The organism is Paenibacillus sp. FSL R7-0163, assembly GCF_037969975.1.
GTDB classification, from domain to species: domain Bacteria; phylum Bacillota; class Bacilli; order Paenibacillales; family Paenibacillaceae; genus Paenibacillus_AQ; species Paenibacillus_AQ odorifer.
The window spans coordinates 135966-154290 of sequence record NZ_CP150224.1 but is presented as its reverse complement, the minus strand read 5'-3'; the positions used below and the strand labels follow the sequence as shown (position 1 = coordinate 154290).

General features: G+C 46.2%; 15 protein-coding genes and 1 riboswitch. Of the genes, 5 read left to right on the top strand and 10 right to left on the bottom strand.

What is annotated here, in order from left to right; translation table 11 throughout:
* Positions 1 to 2: 2 nt before the first annotated feature.
* The 3 genes from NST45_RS00635 to NST45_RS00625 form a co-directional block, all read right to left on the bottom strand.
* Positions 3 to 1169, bottom strand: a complete 1167-nt coding sequence (locus NST45_RS00635) for a fused response regulator/phosphatase (RefSeq protein ID WP_038573328.1) — start codon at positions 1167 to 1169, stop codon at positions 3 to 5.
* A gap of 237 nt (positions 1170 to 1406) precedes the next feature.
* Positions 1407 to 1931 (bottom strand): hypothetical protein, encoded by a 525-nt coding sequence (locus tag NST45_RS00630; protein WP_076142230.1) that lies wholly within the window; start codon positions 1929 to 1931, stop codon positions 1407 to 1409.
* 59 nt (positions 1932 to 1990) lie between these two features.
* Positions 1991 to 2497 carry a DUF948 domain-containing protein gene (locus NST45_RS00625; protein ID WP_036680224.1) on the bottom strand — a complete coding sequence of 169 codons (507 nt, stop codon included), beginning with the start codon at positions 2495 to 2497 and terminating at the stop codon, positions 1991 to 1993.
* A gap of 189 nt (positions 2498 to 2686) precedes the next feature.
* Between NST45_RS00625 and NST45_RS00620 the strand changes: the two genes are divergently transcribed.
* Both NST45_RS00620 and NST45_RS00615 read left to right on the top strand, forming a co-directional pair.
* Positions 2687 to 2854: a DUF1328 domain-containing protein gene (locus NST45_RS00620; protein ID WP_036680225.1), complete on the top strand. Its 168-nt coding sequence runs from the start codon at positions 2687 to 2689 to the stop codon at positions 2852 to 2854.
* A 223-nt stretch (positions 2855 to 3077) separates the two neighbouring features.
* Entirely contained in the window at positions 3078 to 3455 is a 378-nt protein-coding gene (locus NST45_RS00615) for a hypothetical protein (RefSeq protein WP_076142231.1), read from the top strand.
* 221 nt (positions 3456 to 3676) lie between these two features.
* On the opposite strand, the gene NST45_RS00610 is transcribed toward NST45_RS00615, so the two are convergent.
* Together NST45_RS00610 and NST45_RS00605 are read right to left on the bottom strand one after the other, a co-directional pair.
* A complete protein-coding gene (locus NST45_RS00610) occupies positions 3677 to 4768 on the bottom strand; it encodes an SH3 domain-containing C40 family peptidase (protein WP_076104193.1) in 1092 nt (363 codons plus the stop codon).
* 203 nt (positions 4769 to 4971) lie between these two features.
* On the bottom strand, positions 4972 to 5841 hold the full coding sequence (locus tag NST45_RS00605; protein ID WP_076142232.1) for a cation diffusion facilitator family transporter: 870 nt from the start codon (positions 5839 to 5841) through the stop codon (positions 4972 to 4974).
* A 133-nt stretch (positions 5842 to 5974) separates the two neighbouring features.
* Here NST45_RS00605 and NST45_RS00600 point away from each other — a divergent pair, with 133 nt between their 5' ends.
* Positions 5975 to 6160, top strand: a complete 186-nt coding sequence (locus tag NST45_RS00600) for a hypothetical protein (protein WP_036680230.1) — start codon at positions 5975 to 5977, stop codon at positions 6158 to 6160.
* A 324-nt stretch (positions 6161 to 6484) separates the two neighbouring features.
* On the opposite strand, the gene NST45_RS00595 is transcribed toward NST45_RS00600, so the two are convergent.
* Positions 6485 to 8110: an ATP-binding cassette domain-containing protein gene (locus NST45_RS00595; protein WP_038573336.1), complete on the bottom strand. Its 1626-nt coding sequence runs from the start codon at positions 8108 to 8110 to the stop codon at positions 6485 to 6487.
* 155 nt (positions 8111 to 8265) lie between these two features.
* Positions 8266 to 9231 carry an MBL fold metallo-hydrolase gene (locus NST45_RS00590; protein WP_076142233.1) on the bottom strand — a complete coding sequence of 322 codons (966 nt, stop codon included), beginning with the start codon at positions 9229 to 9231 and terminating at the stop codon, positions 8266 to 8268.
* A 223-nt stretch (positions 9232 to 9454) separates the two neighbouring features.
* Between NST45_RS00590 and NST45_RS00585 the strand changes: the two genes are divergently transcribed.
* Together NST45_RS00585 and NST45_RS00580 are read left to right on the top strand one after the other, a co-directional pair.
* Positions 9455 to 10591 (top strand): virulence factor, encoded by a 1137-nt coding sequence (locus tag NST45_RS00585; protein ID WP_076142234.1) that lies wholly within the window; start codon positions 9455 to 9457, stop codon positions 10589 to 10591.
* Positions 10592 to 10692: 101 nt separating this feature from the next.
* A riboswitch (Lysine riboswitch) is annotated at positions 10693 to 10898 on the top strand.
* A gap of 199 nt (positions 10899 to 11097) precedes the next feature.
* Positions 11098 to 12579: an amino acid permease gene (locus NST45_RS00580; protein ID WP_076128694.1), complete on the top strand. Its 1482-nt coding sequence runs from the start codon at positions 11098 to 11100 to the stop codon at positions 12577 to 12579.
* Positions 12580 to 12688: 109 nt separating this feature from the next.
* On the opposite strand, the gene NST45_RS00575 is transcribed toward NST45_RS00580, so the two are convergent.
* The 3 genes from NST45_RS00575 to NST45_RS00565 form a co-directional block, all read right to left on the bottom strand.
* Positions 12689 to 13828: a transglutaminase domain-containing protein gene (locus NST45_RS00575; RefSeq protein ID WP_076128696.1), complete on the bottom strand. Its 1140-nt coding sequence runs from the start codon at positions 13826 to 13828 to the stop codon at positions 12689 to 12691.
* Between the two features lie 139 nt (positions 13829 to 13967).
* Positions 13968 to 16340 (bottom strand): glycoside hydrolase family 95 protein, encoded by a 2373-nt coding sequence (locus NST45_RS00570; RefSeq protein WP_076142235.1) that lies wholly within the window; start codon positions 16338 to 16340, stop codon positions 13968 to 13970.
* Between the two features lie 115 nt (positions 16341 to 16455).
* Positions 16456 to 18213 carry an ABC transporter substrate-binding protein gene (locus NST45_RS00565; protein ID WP_080742630.1) on the bottom strand — a complete coding sequence of 586 codons (1758 nt, stop codon included), beginning with the start codon at positions 18211 to 18213 and terminating at the stop codon, positions 16456 to 16458.
* Between the last annotated feature and the right edge of the window lie 112 nt (positions 18214 to 18325).

The following is an 18325-nucleotide window of genomic DNA, read 5'->3' as shown; positions in this document are numbered from 1 at the left end:
CCTCATTCTGTTCCCTTCTTCAGTGAGATCCACACTATACATTTGTCATCGTCACGCTCTTTAGGAACATCAGCATTGAAAAAAGCAGCCCGTATAGTTTCTTCCTTCCATTCATGCTCAACATTTAAATGCTTAATCATGAACTTCAGCTGCTCTTCCTGTTCACCCTCAACCAGCTCCAGCAGACCATCTGTATAGAGAACCAAATGCCCTTCATCTTCGTAGGTCAAGCTCTGAGGCTGAATATCAATCCGTTCAAACAGGCCTACAGGGTGACAATTACTTTCCAGCAAGACCGGAGTCTTAGCTGTGCCCTCAAAAAACAGCGCAGGTGGATGCCCAGCGTTAACATAGTCAATACGCTTTATACGAGTGTCAATCACAAGATAAATCGTCGTAAAATAGTATTGAATCAGCTTTTTCTCAATATAAAGTTGGTTAAACCTTCGATTGAGTTCCTGAATTACCTTTTCCGGCTCTACATAAGTAGTTACCGTGTCCTTTAATACTGACGCAAGGAACATGCAAAAAAGAGAGGACGATATACCGTGTCCCATAATGTCCAGGAGGATTACGCCATATCGGCCATCCCCAAGGGGATACCAGGCATATAAATCACCCGCCAATTCAGAGGAAGGCTGATAGATAGCATGCACCTCGAAATTCTCTTCCTGCAGGGGTAGGCTGAGTACAGCATTCTGCACGAGTGCAGCCAGTCTCAATTCCTCCTGAATCCGCTGATCCCGTTCCTTATGCCAATCTTTCTCACGTTTCAACCGCAGAGCAAGCCGAATCCGGGCCATTAGCTCCACTTTATTAATAGGTTTCGTAACATAATCTACTGCACCTGCATCCAGCGCTTCGGCCAATTTCTTAGAATCGCCTACAGCTGTAACCATTATTATTGGAATATCCTTAAGATGTTCGTATTGCTGCACAACACGACATGCTTCGATCCCATCCATTTCTGGCATCATCATATCCAGTAAAATCAGATCAATATCTGACATCCGGGGACGTCCATCTTCACTCCCCGAACCGATTCCAAGCCGTTCCAGCATCTCTTTGGCAGAGGATGCGGTTACGAAATTTCGGTAATCTTCTTTTTTCAGGATTTCACGGATAATGATAACATTAGTCGGATTGTCATCCACGATTAAGATTCTCATCATCTTCACCTCACACGAGTAGTATTACGACCGTAAAATTCTGCAAACCTATTAACTATATCATACGCTATTTTACAGTGTTATTTCTATTTTCATAATATGTAAATATAGTCATAGGATCAATTTACGTATTCAGCAAAGTAACCTCCAGCCCCACTATACCTAGTGGGGCTGGAGGTTACTCTATTCTAAAGACAGCCTATGTTTATTAACCAATTTGCTCAAATATGAAACACATTAGGAAGAAATACTATCAAATAAATCAATTCCTTCAAATTCACCCGCCAAATTTCGATATATTTTGAGTGCATTATTCCCTCTCAGGTATACATCCCCATCTTCGGCTATAAAATACGGTTTTCCCAAAGTATCTTGCAGATTATCTGTTAAAGGATCGATTTCTACGCCATCTACATGTAAACCGAACTGCTGTGCTTGCGGAGGTGCAACATGTACATAAAGTACAACACCCTCGCCCACACCCACTGTCACATCTGCGTAGTGGTACTCCACTGTCTCTAGCAATGGATCATTTGTCACCGCAAGCGGATTGCCTTTGGTCAGAAGCAGTTCTTCCTTTGTGGTGTATAAAGCGACACCTTGCAGAGAATCAAAGCGATTTATATATGGGCTGGATGCTGAAGCATGTTCAAATGCGAGAACCGACTTAGGTTGTTCAATAAAAGTAGAGATAGGCACCAACTGTGGAGACGCATCAAAGTATGGGAAAAGAAGACCAAATAAAAGGATCATCATGTTCATGTTGTGTCCCACCTTTCTTATCTGCAGCCACCGATTACAGAAGCCTTACTATCTTATGCTTAATGACGAAATTTCTTCCAAAGAGTTGCAGCTACGTCTACACCTTTTAGCACTGTAGCTATTTTTCCCGGTGACTTCTCAGCATAAATGGCATCATAGGAGTTAACAGTACGTTCTTCAGCAGGAGTTAACGGAGCTTCTTTTATAGAGACTTCCTTACTCTTCTCCTTCAGCTCACGCGATTTACGATATTTCTCAATCACTGTGACTGACACTTGTTTGACCGTTAAGGTCAGCTCATTCATGACATCACCCAGATTCTTGACAGAATCGATGACTGGGTCAATCTTTTGAATCTTATGCTGTACATCGGCAGTGATTTCATTTGCGTGTCTGACCGTCGTTTTCACTTCATAAGTAAGCTCATCCATCGTCTTCTGTACTTCCACCAAGGTTTGGCTGACTTTGTCGAGTGAATCCTTTGCCGACTTTAAGGTTTTAATTAAAAAGAAAACAAGTACTGCGAATGCAATTGCGACGAGAGCTACACTAAGTTCAATGATCATATTCATAACCCCTTCCATATCTCATAAATATCGGCTAATCAGCCTTGTATACTGCATAGTTACCCCTGGTCCCATAAGCCGAAACATCTTGTCGAGTCTTGTCAAGAGTCCCTCTTCCCTTTTGTTTCAAAATCAAAGTCCCCGTTTATACAATGACTACATTAATCAAAAAAGGATAGGTGATATGTAATGTTAAAATGGTCCGCAATACTACTTGTAGTCGCAGTAATCGCCGGAATCTTTGGTTTCTTCAACCTTGTAGCCGCCGCCGCTGGTCTTGCTAAGATCCTGTTCTTCGTCTTCCTGGTTCTGTTTGTAATTTCTCTCTTCACGGGACGCAGAGGTAGATCTATGTAGTAGCCCCTCATTTTAATGGTGTGACTGTCGTATCCCTCCCATATCTATCCATATATCTTATTCATCATGCAGAAAGTATAGGTCATTCCTGCACGGATGTCACTTGAGAAAATAAGAAATGTTGAATGGGTGGTTCATCACGCATCATTTACGTTTACTAGCATATTAGCAAACAGCGCTTTTGGAAAAAAATACATCCAACCCCCACTAGGAGGAACCAAACATGAAAAAAATCGTCAGCCTTACAGTAGCCTTAGGTCTTATGGCTTCCATTGCTGCTACAGCTTCAGCAGCTGAAGTAACTAACACTACTACGGATCCTGCAACCGTAACTGGAAGCACTTACAGCAATTCTTTTGAAACAATTATCACTCCAGCGGATATGATTCCAGCAACACCACAAATAGTGCTGACCGAGAAAACACCTTTCTACTTTTCCGTCGGAGGTATAATTCCAGCAGGCTGGCTTGGCGTTCAGACTCTTGATACAACAGGTGAAGTTATTTCGGACACTTGGGGTAATGAATGGAGAGAAATTTACACTTGGTTAGGAAAAGCATGGGTTAAGGTTCCTGTAACAGCCAACGTGATCTTACCTTAATTATCAATATGCGAAAAAAGGGTGTCCCAAGAGCCAAAAAAATGGCCGATGGTACTGCCCTTTTTTTATGTGGAGAGTACATATTCTGAACAGATAAAACAGGAAGAGCTACCCCCTCAGTAGAGAATTCTACTAAAAGGATAGCCCTCTTGCGCGTACGCCCGCCATCGTTCACCCGTCACAAACATGCGATGCTGTCGCTTCCTGCATTTTTCATATATTTAGCGAATGACCGAACCTCCGTAGAGAAAACGATTCATCCAAGAAGCGCTTAGTTTATCTACTCTTACCCCGCCTGAAGCTACGGAATAAGTTTGTAGAACTTGTCCATCTCCTAGATACATTGCAACATGCGATATTCTAGCTGTAGATTTGTCGATTCCCTCATAAGCAGAAGCAGAATTTCCCTTATAATCCATAAAGAACATTAAGTCGCCGCGCTTCAAATTGGAAATAGACGTAACCATCGTACTATTCGACTTCACCCAATCTCCTTGTTGACGGGAATCCGCCGGCAGTTTGAGATTCGCAGCATCCATAAAAATTTGCCGGATGAAGTCCGAGCAGTCAAAGGTTCTTGTATCATTTCTGCTGGAGCCATACTCATAAGGCGTTCCTAGATATCCCATGCCTGCAGCAATTACCCGTTCGATTTGGGCTGAAGCCCCCGGTGTTGTTATAGGCGGATTAGGTGTAGGTGTAGGTGTAGGCGTAGGCGTAGGCGTTGGTGTAGGCGTTACCGTTCCAGATCCCCCACCGTTTCCTGAAAGTGTACTATATTGATCACTTGAACTTATATATCCGATGCTACCATCCGCCGCTTTAACTTGATACCAGTAACTGTTAGGCTGTGCCAGAACTTCTACTTTTTCTCCCTTATTCAAAAGCTTCATTACTTTTCCGCTTGTTGAAGGTGAAACCCGAAGATTCACACCATACTTAATGGTGCCAGTTTGTGCCGATGGTGTCGTTACTGAAGCAGAGGATACGCTGATATACTTATCTCCTGCACTTGTATAACCCACTGAACCATCAGCCGTTTTTACTTGATACCAATAGCTGTTAGGCTGCGAAAGGATCTGCACTTGATCTCCCTTTTGCAAGTACTTCACTATTTCTCCGTCAGTAGAAGGAGTGCTGCGAAGGCGAACACTAGCCTCGATTACACCTGTTTGAACGGCTGAAGCTGCTGTAACTGAATTAGATGAACTTGAGGCTGCCGCTGCTTGTCCAGGAGCAGATACTCCTAAACCTGCAACAATTGCAGCAGATACTAACAAAGATGCTGTAATTTGCTTATGTGATTTGATCATACGTTCCCCCAAATTCCATGATGAGATTTCAATAAAGGATTGTACTACATTATTCCTTTATGCCCTCATTATAGGCTTGCCCGGGATTTGGAACATGCTCCAAATTTCACATATAATCATGCCACTTTATGGTAACATACAGGTCTAAAGTCTTGATTTCTCCTTGAATATGTGTGTTTTTTCCTTAATATAGCATTTTTAATTTATTTTTTAGGTTCCACGTGCACCTGCACATTCATAATATTATGCATTTTGCTCATTCTTTCTTCGATGGAATCACTTATTTCATGACCTTCTGTCACAGAAATATTCGCATCCACCTCCACTACAACATCCACATGCACATGATTACCATGAACCCGTGCCTTCACATCTTTAATCTCTTCTACTCCCGGCGTTCGAGCAATCGTACTGCGTAGATCCATCAATTTATCTTCATCAAAGCCATCCGTAAGCCGATAGGTCGAATCACGAAAAATATCCCAAGCGGTCTTGGAGATAATGAGTCCGACAAGAACAGCTGCTGCGGAATCAATCCATGGCAAACCAAACTGTGCGCCCACAATCCCAACTGCGGCTCCAACACTGACCATAGCATCAGAAAAATTATCCTTAGCCGCTGCCATAAGTGCCCCACTGTTAATTTGTTGGGCCAGTCTTTTGTTATATATGTATACCCCCATCATAGCTACTGCACATACAATAGCCACCCCTGCCGACCAGAGCTGTGGCGTTTCTTTTGTACGATCGAAAAAGGACCGCACCGCCTCTACAATCACTTGAATGCCCACTACCGCCATGATAAAAGAAGCCAATAACGCCGCTACGGTCTCTGCGCGGAAATGTCCATAAGCGTGGTCAGAGTCAGGTGGCTTCCGCGAAATCCGTAAACCCACCAGCACAGCTATAGATGCCACGATATCTGTTAAATTGTTGACCCCGTCCGCTACGAGTGCGCTAGATGCAAATAAATAACCGCAAACCAGCTTGAATGATGATAGGATGAGGTAAGCCGCTATGCTAACCCAAGCTCCTCGTTCCCCTTTACGTATATCTTCGTAAATATCAGTCATCTTGGCTCCCCCTCTTTTTCCCCGATTATTTAAAATACGGAAAAGAATTCTTTCAATTATTCTTGCCCTTGTGGCAGCATTTAAAAACAATTAGAATAAAGTGTAAGGACTTGCTTCGAAGGAGGTTATCATAATGAGCGAAAGCAACGATAAAGGAAAAATCAACTTAGCGGAAGCTATCCGTAAAAAACTGGAGCAGAAGAAACAACAATCTTCCTCCAAACCTGGATCCACATTTCAGGCTGGTTCCGCCAAACCGCTAAAAAGCCAAAATAACAAAAAGCCTAACAACCAACGCCGTCGTACTGGCGGATCTTAGTATTTACTTATATTTAAACATAAACGGCTGCGAATCCCTCGGGGAAACGCAGCCGTTTATACGTTCATCCTGCCTGATAGGATGGATTAGAACTCTTCAAATTCATAACTGATTCTCTTTATTGTACGATTAGCCAGCTGAAAACATGCGCTTTGGAAAACTCAAGGGCTAAAGACTCCCGTCTTAGAAGCCCGCGTATACTCCCCGTAGAATTCCACTTGTTAATAACTTTTCAAAATTGAAATTATAAAGACAGCTACCCTGATCCTAAAAGGATTAGAGTAGCTGCTTCATGGGTTCCTTCCGCATAGCGGAAATTAAATATTATACTTCTACAGGATACATGCGCTGGCGCATTTCCTTAATTTCTGGATTCTCCAAATATTCATCGTAGCTCATGGAGCGGTCAATTACACCTGTAGGTGTAATCTCGATGATGCGGTTAGCAATGGTTTGGATGAACTGATGGTCATGGGAAGTGAATAGAATCGTGCCATCGAAATCGATCAGCCCGTTATTCAGTGCCGTGATGGATTCCAGATCCAAGTGGTTGGTTGGTTCATCGAACACAAGCACGTTTGCGCCGTTGAGCATCATTTTGGCCAGCATACAGCGAACCTTCTCGCCCCCGGACAGCACGCTTGCTTTCTTCAGTGCTTCTTCTCCGGCGAACAACATACGGCCCAAGAATCCACGCAGGAAAGTTTCGTCCTGATCTTTAGAATACTGGCGTAGCCATTCTACAAGATTCATTTCTACACCATCGAAATAGCTGGAGTTGTCTTTCGGGAAATACGCTTGAGTTGTAGTTACTCCCCATGTATATTCCCCCGCATCCGCTTCTTGCTCACCCATGATCACATCAAACAGCAGTGATTTAGGCTGGGAGTAAGGGCCCACAAAAGCAATCTTATCCCCTTTGTTTACTACAAAGCTGATTTCATCAAGAAGCTTTTCACCTTCAACCGCTTTGGACAAACCGCTGACTGTCAGCAATTGTTTACCCGCTTCACGTTCAGGTTTGAAGTTGAGGAACGGATATTTACGGTTGGACGGACGAATATCGTCCAGTGTAATTTTCTCAAGTTGTTTCTTACGTGATGTCGCTTGTTTAGACTTGGAAGCATTGGCCGAGAAACGCTGGATAAATGCCTGCAATTCCTTGATTTTATCTTCCTTCTTCTTGTTCGAATCACGCTGCAAAGCTTGTGCAAGCTGACTGGACTCATACCAGAAGTCGTAGTTGCCGACGTACATTTGGATTTTGCCAAAATCAATATCCGCAATATGCGTACATACTTTATTCAGGAAGTGACGGTCATGGGATACGACGATAACAGTACCTTCATAGTCCATGAGGAAGTTCTCTAACCAGCCAATAGATTCGAGATCCAAGTGGTTGGTAGGCTCATCTAGCAGCAGGTTATTTGGACGGCCAAACAAGGCTTGCGCCAAGAGTACCCGTACCTTTTCATTGCCGCTCAGTTCGGCCATTTTTTTGTCATGCAGTTCACGCATAATTCCGAGACCAATCAGCATGGCAGCTGCATCTGGCTCAGCATCCCAGCCGTTAAGCTCAGCGAACTCACCTTCAAGCTCCCCTGCACGCAGGCCATCCGCTTCTGTGAAATCGGACTTCGCATAAAGTGTGTCCTTTTCTTTCATAATTTCATAAAGGCGTGTGTGACCCATAATTACGGTCTCAAGTACTGGGAATTCATCATACTCAAAATGGTTCTGTTTGAGTACTGCGAGACGTTCGCCTGGTGTAACATGTACCTCACCGGTATTTGCTTCGATCTCACCAGACAGAATTTTCAGAAAGGTTGATTTACCGGCACCATTGGCGCCAATCAAACCGTAGCAGTTACCAGGGGTGAATTTTATGTTTACATCTTCAAAGAGAGCGCGTTTTCCGTAGCGGAGTGTTACGCCGCTTGTGCTAATCATTACGCATTACCATCCTTTTCACTTAGGGTTTCGGCTCATTATAGCATAAATAGAGAGCAAAAAGCCCGTAAAATAGCCTTTTCAGCTGTTCTCTCCAATACTAAAGTTATTCCAGCTGCTGTACAGAGGTCGCCAGTAAGGAGGAATTTTTTCAATTATTGTCCAGTTATGCGATTCTCGGGTTGTATAACAAGCGTTTCACCATAACTGAGCGTACGGATTCTTTCTTCAGAAATACCTTGTTTAAGCCGGGCACTTTCCATCCGATCCAGCGCTTCCCGGGCCGTATCATCAGCAAGTCTATAGGTGCCGTAATGCATCGGAATCATGGTCTCCGCTCCAACATCTACAAATGCTTGTATAGCCTCTTCAGGGGTTACATGCTGCGAGGTCATGAACCACTCGGGTTCATAAGCTCCAATCGGCATGAGTGCAACATGAAGCTTATAGCGGCTCCCAATCTCCTTAAAACCCGGAAAATAACCGCTATCTCCTGCGAAATAGAGGTTTGGGGGCAGCTTGTCGCTATCCGATTCGATCGGCTGCAGAATATATCCTCCCCAATGCGAAGTGTTCGTGTCCCAAGGCGTTCTCCGCGTCCAGTGCTGAGTCGGCACGAAGGTAAGCTTAATTTTACCCAGCGTATTTTCCTGCCACCATTCCATTTCTATGCAGTTGCGAAATCCTTTGCGGAGCATCTTTCGTTTCAAGCCTATAGGAACAACAAGGGTTGTCCCTGCTCTATATAATTTACGGATAGAAGCCATATGCAAGTGGTCATAATGAGAGTGCGAGATCAGAATCAGGTCAATGGGAGGCACTTTGCTGAGCGGAATCCCGGGTTGCCCCAATCTTTTCTCAAAGCCCAGTCTTCTCGCCCAGATTGGATCAGTAATGATATTCATCCCTTCATATTGAAGGAAAAACGTTGAATGCCCAATCCACGTAATGGTAGTCTCCAGCCGATTCTCAGCCAGATAAGCTAACCTCGGTGGCGTACTTGGCACTACATATGAATAATCTTTTTTCTTCCGTCGACGTTCCTCCCGCCACTTCCGAAACTCTTTAAGTGTTTTATCGGTACTCACATTGTCGAGGTTATTGTAGCGAAATTTAACCATAGAGCACCTCATCTTTAGAAGTTTGCCGAGCACGCTTTACTTTAGCGAATATAATACAACTATATTGAACGGCAGAGTATTTTGCAAAATATACAAGTTACTTAGTAAGGGTGCGCCCTTTTTCCGCAAAATATCTAAGCACCCTTTTGTGTTTCACGCCAGAAATGAGATAATATGTGTATAAAGTATGGCGGTGCATATACCGTTCAAGGGGGAGCTACGTATGAAGATTACTTTTATTGAACCGACTCCAAGTCCAAATACGATGAAGCTTCATTTGGACGAAAGTCTGGAACCTGGAATCCGCAGAACCTATACACCAGAAAGTGAACGTTCCGCACCTGCCTGGGCACGCGAAATGTTAACGATACCGGGCGTTATTAGCATCTATCATGCTGCTGACTTTGCAGCGCTCGAACGCAAGGGCAATGCGGATTGGGCAGCAATTCTAAGAGAAGTCCAGAACCGCTTCGGCAACAGCGAAGGCTTAATTGACGATTGGAATCTTGCCGATGAGAACGCTGGCGCTCATTTCGGCGAAGCCCAAGTCTTCGTCCAGATGTTCCGCGGAATTCCGCTGCAAATCCGCGTTAAGACCGGCGCGAATGAAGAGCGCATCTCCTTAGCAAACCGCTTCACGAAGGCGGTTATGGATGTGGCTAGCGCCGTGATGATTAAAGAGCGTAAGCTCACTGATTACGGCGTGCGTTATGGCGAGCCCGCGGAGATTGCACGCGAGGTGGAGCAAGAGGTGGAAGCGGCGTATCCGCAGGAACGCCTCGACTCTCTCGTGCAGCAAGCCATTGCGCACGGCGCCGAAGGCGAGTTCGTCGAGCAGAGACGAACCCGCAGTCAGGATGAGCTGCTGCGAGACCTGAAGCATGAGGATTGGCGCGTGCGTTACGCCGCGCTGGAGGATCTTACGCCGACGGCGGAGCTCCTGCCGGAGCTTAAGGCGGCGCTGCACGATCCCAAGCTGCATATTCGCAGGCTTGCGGTCGTGTATCTAGGCGACCTTCGCACGCCTGAAGCGATGGAGCTGCTCTATGAGGCGATGGCAGACAGCGCGCCAGCCGTGAGACGTACGGCAGGCGATACGCTGTCCGACATCGGCGATCCTGCCGCCACGCCAGTGATGACGGCAGCACTGACAGATAAGAGCAAGCTTGTCCGCTGGCGCGCAGCTCGTTTCCTCTATGAGGTGGGCACATCCGATGCCCAAGAAGCGCTGTCAGTTGCGGCGGAAGATCCGGAATTCGAGGTTGGACTTCAGGCCAAAATGGCTTTGGAACGTATCGCTTCCGGTGAAGCAGCGGCGGGTACCGTTTGGCAGCAAATGTCAGAGCGTCGTCGCAGCTAACATTCCCTACCGGATTTTGTCATTGCTTGACTTGCGAACTTGCTTTATACTAATTCCTGTTGTTTATAAATGAATGAAGTAAAGATAGCCTCGTCATACTAAGATGAGGTAGAGGTCGCGGATATAAAGAGTACGCGCGTGGAGACGTTAGAGCCGTCTATGAATCGCGTCGAAAGGAATATCTGCCGAAGTCTGCACTGTCGCTCTTACAGCGGTGCAGGCTGGGGCCGTTGCCGAAAGGCACGGAACTGTCACATTGTATAACCTGCATAAGCAGCAGGTCATAATGTGTTGCGCTATCTTCACAGGGAGTATGATGCGGAGCTGTATAGATGGAAACCGCAGATATAGTCTGCGGTTTCTTTGCGTTTACAGAATTTGTATATTTAGTGTTTGTCCATAACCTTATGGAGACCACCAAATACACTCTCCCGCTCTGCGGGAGGAAGCAGCTCAGCACTCCCCGTTCATGAATTGAAAGATTAGATCATAAGGAGTGTCAAATCATGCAGGGCAAGCAGCAAAATCTAGCACAAGGCAACGTAGGTAACCCGCCTGAGCTAAAAAAATCATTTAAAGCAAGGCATTTGACCATGATTGCGCTTGGAGGATCTATTGGTACTGGACTCTTCCTGGCCAGTGGTGGCGCTATCGCTTCAGCCGGACCCGGTGGAGCACTTCTAGCCTATACGGCTGTTGGTGTTATGGTTTATTTCCTCATGACCAGTCTGGGAGAGCTCGCTACCTATTTGCCGGATTCGGGCTCATTCAGCACTTACGGCACGCGTTTCGTCAGCCCCGCTTTTGGGTTCGCCATCGGCTGGAACTTCTGGTATAACTGGGCGGTTACGATTGCAGCAGAATTGTCTGCCGCCACCGTCATTATTAAATATTGGTTCCCGGACAGTCCCTCCTTTCTCTGGAGTCTCGTGTTCCTGCTGCTGATGTTCGGTCTTAATTTCCTATCTGCTCGTGGATACGGAGAATCAGAATATTGGTTTGCCATTATCAAAATTATTACTGTTATCGCCTTCCTTATTGTCGGAGTTTTGATGATTTTCGGAATCATGGGCGGAAAAGCCGTAGGCTTCAGCAATTTCCAGATCGGGGGCAGCTCGTTCCACGGTGGCTTCTTCGCTTTCGTCGGTGTCTTTATGGCTGCGGGATTCTCCTTCCAAGGCACCGAGCTAATCGGTGTTGCAGCAGGTGAGAGTGAGAACCCTCGCCGTAACGTACCTATTGCTATTCGCCAAGTCTTCTGGCGTATATTAATCTTTTATATCCTCGCTATACTAGTAATCGGAATGCTGATTCCTTACACGAATCCAGATCTGCTGCGCGGTGGTATTGATGATATCGGAGTCAGTCCGTTTACGATCGTATTTAATAAAGCAGGACTTGCTATTGCCGCATCCGTCATGAATGCTGTCATTCTCAGCTCCGTATTGTCAGCCGGGAACTCGGGAATGTACGCCTCCACCCGCGTCCTGTACGCTATGGCTAAGGATGGAATGGCTCCACGTGCTCTAGGCAAGCTTAATCGCCGCGGTGTTCCTGTTGGTGCTTTGCTCGTGACCACAGCCGTTGGTATGTTAGCCTTTTTAGCATCATTCTTTGGTGATGGTGCTGTATACAACTGGTTGCTTAATGCTTCCGGTATGTGTGGATTTATTAACTGGCTCGGCATCGCTGTCTGCCATTATCGTTTCAGACGCGCCTTTATAGCTCAAGGTCATTCCCTTGATGAGCTGCCTTACCGGGCTAGATGGTTCCCGTTTGGGCCTATATTTGCCTTAGTACTTTGTACGGTAGCCATCCTTGGCCAGAATATGGGTGCCTTCTCAGGTGGAAACATCGACTGGTACGGTATTGCCGTTTCCTATATCAGCCTGCCATTATTCGTCTTGATTTGGGCCGGCTATCGCTTCTTCCGCAAGAGTAATATTATTCCTTTGGAAAAATGCGATCTTAGTACTCACCCAGAATAAATAGACTCCGCAAAAAAGGGATATCCAGAAGCCTGAAAGGCTGCGGGATATCCCTTTTTATATAAATCAATCTAGTATATTCAACTCCTGATTTTACTTAGCCCTTTGCCTATTCCCAAGTCACATACACTTTTAGATCACCCGTATTATCAAAAGAAGTGCTAGAATAAGACACTTCCTCTAGTCCAAGTTTATATAACTCCTGTAGATCATTCTTCAGCTGGGTTCCACTACCGTGATAACGGAATAATAAAGATCCCTCTCCTGAAGCGACAGCCTTATTCGCCAGCTGAATTAAATCTGCTGCTGAACGTACAATCCGTTCCTCGGCATACAGCTCATAATTAAGGTCCTTCTGAAGCTGCTTATACACCCCGGCGTTCTGTCCTCCACGCTCTACAAGTGCTGACAAGGTCTTATAATAGGCCACCGAAGCTGCCGGATAAGACTTCGTCCAGCTATGGTCCTGACGCATTTGTGCATCCGTCTTCAAGTAATACGCGGTGCTTACCACGCCGGCTTTATCAGGTGTCGGGTCATCCCAAGTTGTGTCGAGATGATACCATCTCCCTTCGAGCAGCACTAGATTCCAAGCATGAGACTGGCTGCGTCCTCCCGGCTGTTTTGCAGTGCCCTCGACGATTTTATTACTGAATCCCGCTTCCTTGAGCAGCTTATAGGTCAACAGCGAATACCCTTGGCAAACGGCACTGCCACTCTTCAGGCCTTCATAAGCCGTATATTTACGATAAGAGGTATCATACTTCAGACGCAGCACCACCCAGTCGTGGATAGCCTTAACCTTCTGATGATTATTCATGCCCGGTGTAATGATCTTCTTGAGCGTTGCCTTTACTTCTTTGTTCACAAAAGCGGTCTGCTCCAGCGTTTCCAAGTATTTCACTTCTACCGTAACCTTTACAGAACTTTTGCTCCCTCGATAAGTGTATCCGTAGCTATCTATGATGTAATACAAATAGGGATCGCTATTCATCGCTTGATCTAGACCCGTTTGTATCTGTGTTTTTAAATTCGAGGTTTTCCCCTCATAAGTAAAAGTGATAGTCTCTCTACGATTATTCATCGCACCGGTTAGCTTCTGGGCAATTTCACTCACAGAACGAACGGTCGGTGAAGTCGTGGCCGCATAAGCATGCCCCCAGGTCCAATACAATGTCGGGGGAATGGCTGCGCAAATAATCACTCCTCCAAGAATGACTTTTGCCAACGTGAAGCGTTTTTTCCACATAATTATTCTGATCCTCCGGCTCCTACAGACTTATTCAAAACCCTCCATTTAATAGATAATGAAGACTTGGGCAAAAAAAGACTGTTCTCTGTAGAATAATTCTACTCTGAGAACAGCCTCTAAACCAGATCAATATGAATTATTTCTTTAGGGGTGTAATGATATAGGTCTCTCCTATTACTGTTTCAAATTCCAGCCCCGCTCCTTCAATCTGTGTACCATCCGGTTTTTGAATGAGCAAAGGCTGGTGTTGAACAATTCTGCAGGATCGGCCATGAGTCGAGGTAACCTCTGCCCTTGTTAAACAGCCCCCGCTCCATTCTATAGTCATGACAAAGCCACCACGTGCCACCAACCCTTTCACGCTGCCTTCAGACCATTCCTCTGGAAGAGCAGGTAATAGTTCCAGACCCTCCTGATGACTCTGCAAAAGCATTTCTGCTATTCCGGCTGTAGTGCCGAAGTTTCCATCAATCTGAAACGGAGGATGATTTCCGAACAGGTTCGGCAAACTGGAATCTTGCAAAATGCGACGTAGACAGCTAACCGCACTCTCGCCATCCTTCAGACGCGCATAAAGATTAAGCAACCATGCTGCGCTCCAGCCTGTATGGCCACCTCCATGTTCTATACGTTTCTTCAGTGTTAAGGCTGCCGCCTCCGCTAGCTCTGGTGTGGAGGAAGGGCTAATTACGTTCCCAGGGTACAGGTCATACAAATGAGAAACATGACGATGCCCAGGCTCTTGTTCAGCAAAATCCTCATTCCATTCGCGGACAGTTCCGTCCGGTGCGATCCCTTGGTGGGCAAGCTGTTTCTGTTTCTGCATAAGCTCCTGACGCAGCTCTACATCGGTATTTAAAATATCAGCAGCCTGAATGCAGTGCTTGAACAACTCAGCGATAAGCGATAAATCCATAGCTGAGCCAGCCGAGACACTGCATGGTGTGCCGTCAGCAGTCAGAAATACATTCTCTGGCGAGGTAGACAGACCTGTCGTCCATCTTCCATCAGGCAGCTCTACTAGCCAATCCAGACAAAACAATGCGGCTCCCTTTAATATGGGATAAGCTGTGCGCAAATAGTCCTCATCTGGACGGAAAGCGTAACGCTCCCATAGATGGCGAGAGAGCCATACCCCGCCCATCGGCCAAAAAGCCCACATCGCCTTACCGTCCGATGGAGAAGTCATCCGCCACAAATCGGTATTATGGTGTACTGTCCAGCCGCGTGCGGCATAATGAATATTCGCTGTACGGCTGCCAGCCACGCTAAGCTCCGTAATAAAATCTATTAAAGGTTCATGGCATTCGCCCAATCCGCATAACTCGGCCGGCCAATAATTCATTTCGGTGTTTATATTTGTCGTATAATTGCTGTTCCATGGTGGCTGAATATTGGGATTCCAAATGCCCTGCAGATTCAGAGCTTGTGTCCCCGGCCGTGAGCCAGCAATCATAAGATAGCGGCCATACTGGAACAGTAGCGCTTCCAGTTCAGGATCCGTCTGTCCTTCGCGGTATTGTGCCAGTCGCTCATCAGTCGGAAGCTCTCCCCGGGAGGCAGCAGATGCAAGCGTCAGCTGCACACGGCGGAACAGGGATTGATGATCCTCTAGGTGGCGCTGCTTAAGCTCTGCGTATCCTTTTGAGGCTGAAGCTAACTGCTCTAGGCACAATTCCGCTGGCAGCTTGCCACCGCTTCCCGGCATCCGGTCATACCCGGCATAATCGGTTGCCGCAGCCAGACGAAGGGTAATGGAGTGCGCGCCAGAAATCAACAGCGAGCCGTTCTCCGCTGCACAAGCCCCACCTTCCGTCTGGATCTCCATAACCGCAGCAAAACTTATGCTAAGGCCCTCTTCATATAATACGGCACGCGGGTGATCCCCTACGTAGTTATCAGCCACATGCGACGGGGCACGGCCAGTCATAATCAGCATGCCATCCGGAGTAATCTCCGAGTGGGAAGGATGCGGTGATGCCAGATCCGCCCAGAAATCTGGCAGAGTAGCTTGGCCCTCTCCCCCCTCCGCACGGATATGAAGAGCTATAAGCTCATCCGGTCTGCTGGCCAATACTTCACGTACGATCCTTACACCACCGGCAGTATAGGATACCGTAGCCAACGCCCGATCCAGATCAAGCTCCCTCCCGTAATCCTCTACAGCACCTGCAAAATTAAACTTCAATCGCAAATCTCCAAGTGGTTGATAGGATTCCGTCCGGCTGCCTAACATTTTGGCGTCCACCAGTGCTTCTGCTTCCTTGTATTTTCCCTCTGCTACTAGCTGTTTGGCTGGGGCTAAATACCGCAGTGCCTCATAATTGGCTTTATCCCGCGGCAAACCCGACCATAAGGTGTCTTCATTTAATTGAATCCGTTCTTCTTCGATTCCACCAAAGACCATGCCGCCCAGCCTGCCGTTACCTACGGGCAGCGCCTCTTCCCATACAGCCGCCGGCTGCTTGTACCATAACTCATGCTGTCCGGAGTTCTTGCTCTCTCCCATGTATATTCCTCCTGTCCTGTTATGACCGGTGAAAAGCAATCAGCGGGAGGCCCGGACTTTCGTTCGGACTTCCCGCCATCTTCATGCTTTTATTGTATTAGACGAAATTTAATAATTAATCATTCCAAAGTTTCACGCGTTGTTTAACCAGCTCTTCACGCAAATCTTCAGCTTTCGTTACACCAGCTTTATCTAGCTCAGCCATGTAAGCATCCCAAACTTTATCGAAATCAGCTGGTTTAGACAAGATTGCTTCAGGGATCCGTTTCCAACTGATATCCTTCAGCTTGTTGTCAAGAACGACGATTTCGCTATCCCCAGGAATCGTGATGTTCCATGCCGCGCCCCAAGGTTTAACTTTGAACTCATCTTCACTAGGGAAGAGGTCTTTCCAAGTGGTTGCTTTGTAAGCAGCAAGTGTTTCTTTTTCAACCGCATTGTAACCTACGGTTACTTGCTCAGGGAAACGAGTTGTGTAGTAGTTACCAGATGGATCCAATACACCGTCGCCATAGTGAGCGCTCAGCAATGCATAGTTTGATCCGACATTACCCAAGCCAGTTTCTTTTTGGAAGTTGGTAGTGTCATTATATTTACGGTCGTTCACATCTTCAGGAATGACACGTTTGCCATCAACAACATTGTAGTGTTTGCCTTCAATACCCCAGTTAACCAATACTTGACCTTCGTCGGAAGCTAGGTAGTCCAGGAATTTAATTGCACGAACTGGATCTTTAGCATCTACGCTGATCCCAATTCCGTTACCACCCATGAAGCCTGTAGGCCAGAAGGAGGTTTCTTTGTACTCCTCAGACAAGGTTACAGGATAGTGTCCATAGCCTTGATCCAGCTTGCCTTCAGCTTTCAATGCTCTTTCTCCATCGCCATAACCCCAGTCTTGGTCAATCAAACCAATAACGCGGCCGGTAGCGATTTTAGCTTTGTACTGATCATACTTTTGAACGAAACTTTCTGGATCAAGCAATCCGATATCGTTCATGTGGTTGAGCCAGCGGAAATATTCTTTTTCAGCCGGACGACGGAAGTGATAAGTTACTTCTTGGGTGTCGATATCAATCGCATATTCACCATCGTCAGGAGAACCAGTAGTAATAAATGCTGGGTTAGTTACTGTAATGTACATGTACCAATCGTCTGCATTCAGAGTCAGGCCGATGTTTTTGTTACCATTTTCATCGGTAGGATGTTTTTCCAGGTAAGCCTTGATTACGTTCTCATAATCTTGAACAGTTTTGATTGCAGGATATCCAGCTTCTTTAACAGCACGGTGCTGTAGTTCAAATCCGCCACCAGCATCAAAATATTTGTTGTCCACACCTGCATAGGTAGGGATGGCATAAATCGCATGATCATCGTCACTGTAACGTGAACGTTTCATGCCTTCTTCGCCCAATACTTTTTTGATATTCGGAGCATATTTTTCAATCAGGTCTGTTAGATCAAGCATTGCGCCTGCATCCACCAGCTTGCTGACATCAGTCTTAGCACTGATCAAATCCGGATATTCACCGCTCGCTGCGATCAAGGCTACTTTTTGTTGAGGATCACCAACTGCATATTCAGCATTTAGGGTTACTCCCGTTTTTTCCGTAATCACTTTACCAACTTCATCTTGCATACCTGTCCAGTTCGGGTTAGGGTCTGCACTGAAGAAGGTCATCGTGAGCGGGGAAATATCCTCAGCCGCATTGGTCGCATTTCCAGCATTAGTTGCGTTGCCGCCTGTATTTCCAGCTGCAGCATTACCGTTGTTGCCATTGTTACCGCCGCAGCCTGCAAGCACACCGAGCAGCATAATAGAAGTGAGCGTTAATGCCGTAGCTTTGGCTTTTATCTTTCTATTACTTCCCATTAAATAAACCCTCCTTAAAATTGTTTATCTATCGTATCACAGGTGAAGACCTGTTAATACTTTACCCAGCTTGCCAAAAGAAAACGGATACACAATAGGTTTTAAGCATAGG

Bases quoted from the DNA above. Each gene is read 5' to 3' on its own strand.
- NST45_RS00630 (WP_076142230.1), bottom strand. From the start codon at position 1,931: ATGAACATGATGATCCTTTTATTTGGTCTTCTTTTCCCATACTTTGAT.
- NST45_RS00575 (WP_076128696.1), bottom strand. From the start codon at position 13,828: ATGTGGAAAAAACGCTTCACGTTGGCAAAAGTCATTCTTGGAGGAGTG.
- NST45_RS00565 (WP_080742630.1), bottom strand. From the start codon at position 18,213: ATGGGAAGTAATAGAAAGATAAAAGCCAAAGCTACGGCATTAACGCTC.
- NST45_RS00585 (WP_076142234.1), top strand. From the start codon at position 9,455: ATGAAGATTACTTTTATTGAACCGACTCCAAGTCCAAATACGATGAAG.
- NST45_RS00620 (WP_036680225.1), top strand. From the start codon at position 2,687: ATGTTAAAATGGTCCGCAATACTACTTGTAGTCGCAGTAATCGCCGGA.
- NST45_RS00580 (WP_076128694.1), top strand. From the start codon at position 11,098: ATGCAGGGCAAGCAGCAAAATCTAGCACAAGGCAACGTAGGTAACCCG.
- NST45_RS00635 (WP_038573328.1), bottom strand. From the start codon at position 1,169: ATGAGAATCTTAATCGTGGATGACAATCCGACTAATGTTATCATTATC.
- NST45_RS00570 (WP_076142235.1), bottom strand. From the start codon at position 16,340: ATGGGAGAGAGCAAGAACTCCGGACAGCATGAGTTATGGTACAAGCAG.
- NST45_RS00605 (WP_076142232.1), bottom strand. From the start codon at position 5,841: ATGACTGATATTTACGAAGATATACGTAAAGGGGAACGAGGAGCTTGG.
- NST45_RS00610 (WP_076104193.1), bottom strand. From the start codon at position 4,768: ATGATCAAATCACATAAGCAAATTACAGCATCTTTGTTAGTATCTGCT.
- NST45_RS00615 (WP_076142231.1), top strand. From the start codon at position 3,078: ATGAAAAAAATCGTCAGCCTTACAGTAGCCTTAGGTCTTATGGCTTCC.
- NST45_RS00600 (WP_036680230.1), top strand. From the start codon at position 5,975: ATGAGCGAAAGCAACGATAAAGGAAAAATCAACTTAGCGGAAGCTATC.
- NST45_RS00590 (WP_076142233.1), bottom strand. From the start codon at position 9,231: ATGGTTAAATTTCGCTACAATAACCTCGACAATGTGAGTACCGATAAA.
- NST45_RS00595 (WP_038573336.1), bottom strand. From the start codon at position 8,110: ATGATTAGCACAAGCGGCGTAACACTCCGCTACGGAAAACGCGCTCTC.
- NST45_RS00625 (WP_036680224.1), bottom strand. From the start codon at position 2,497: ATGATCATTGAACTTAGTGTAGCTCTCGTCGCAATTGCATTCGCAGTA.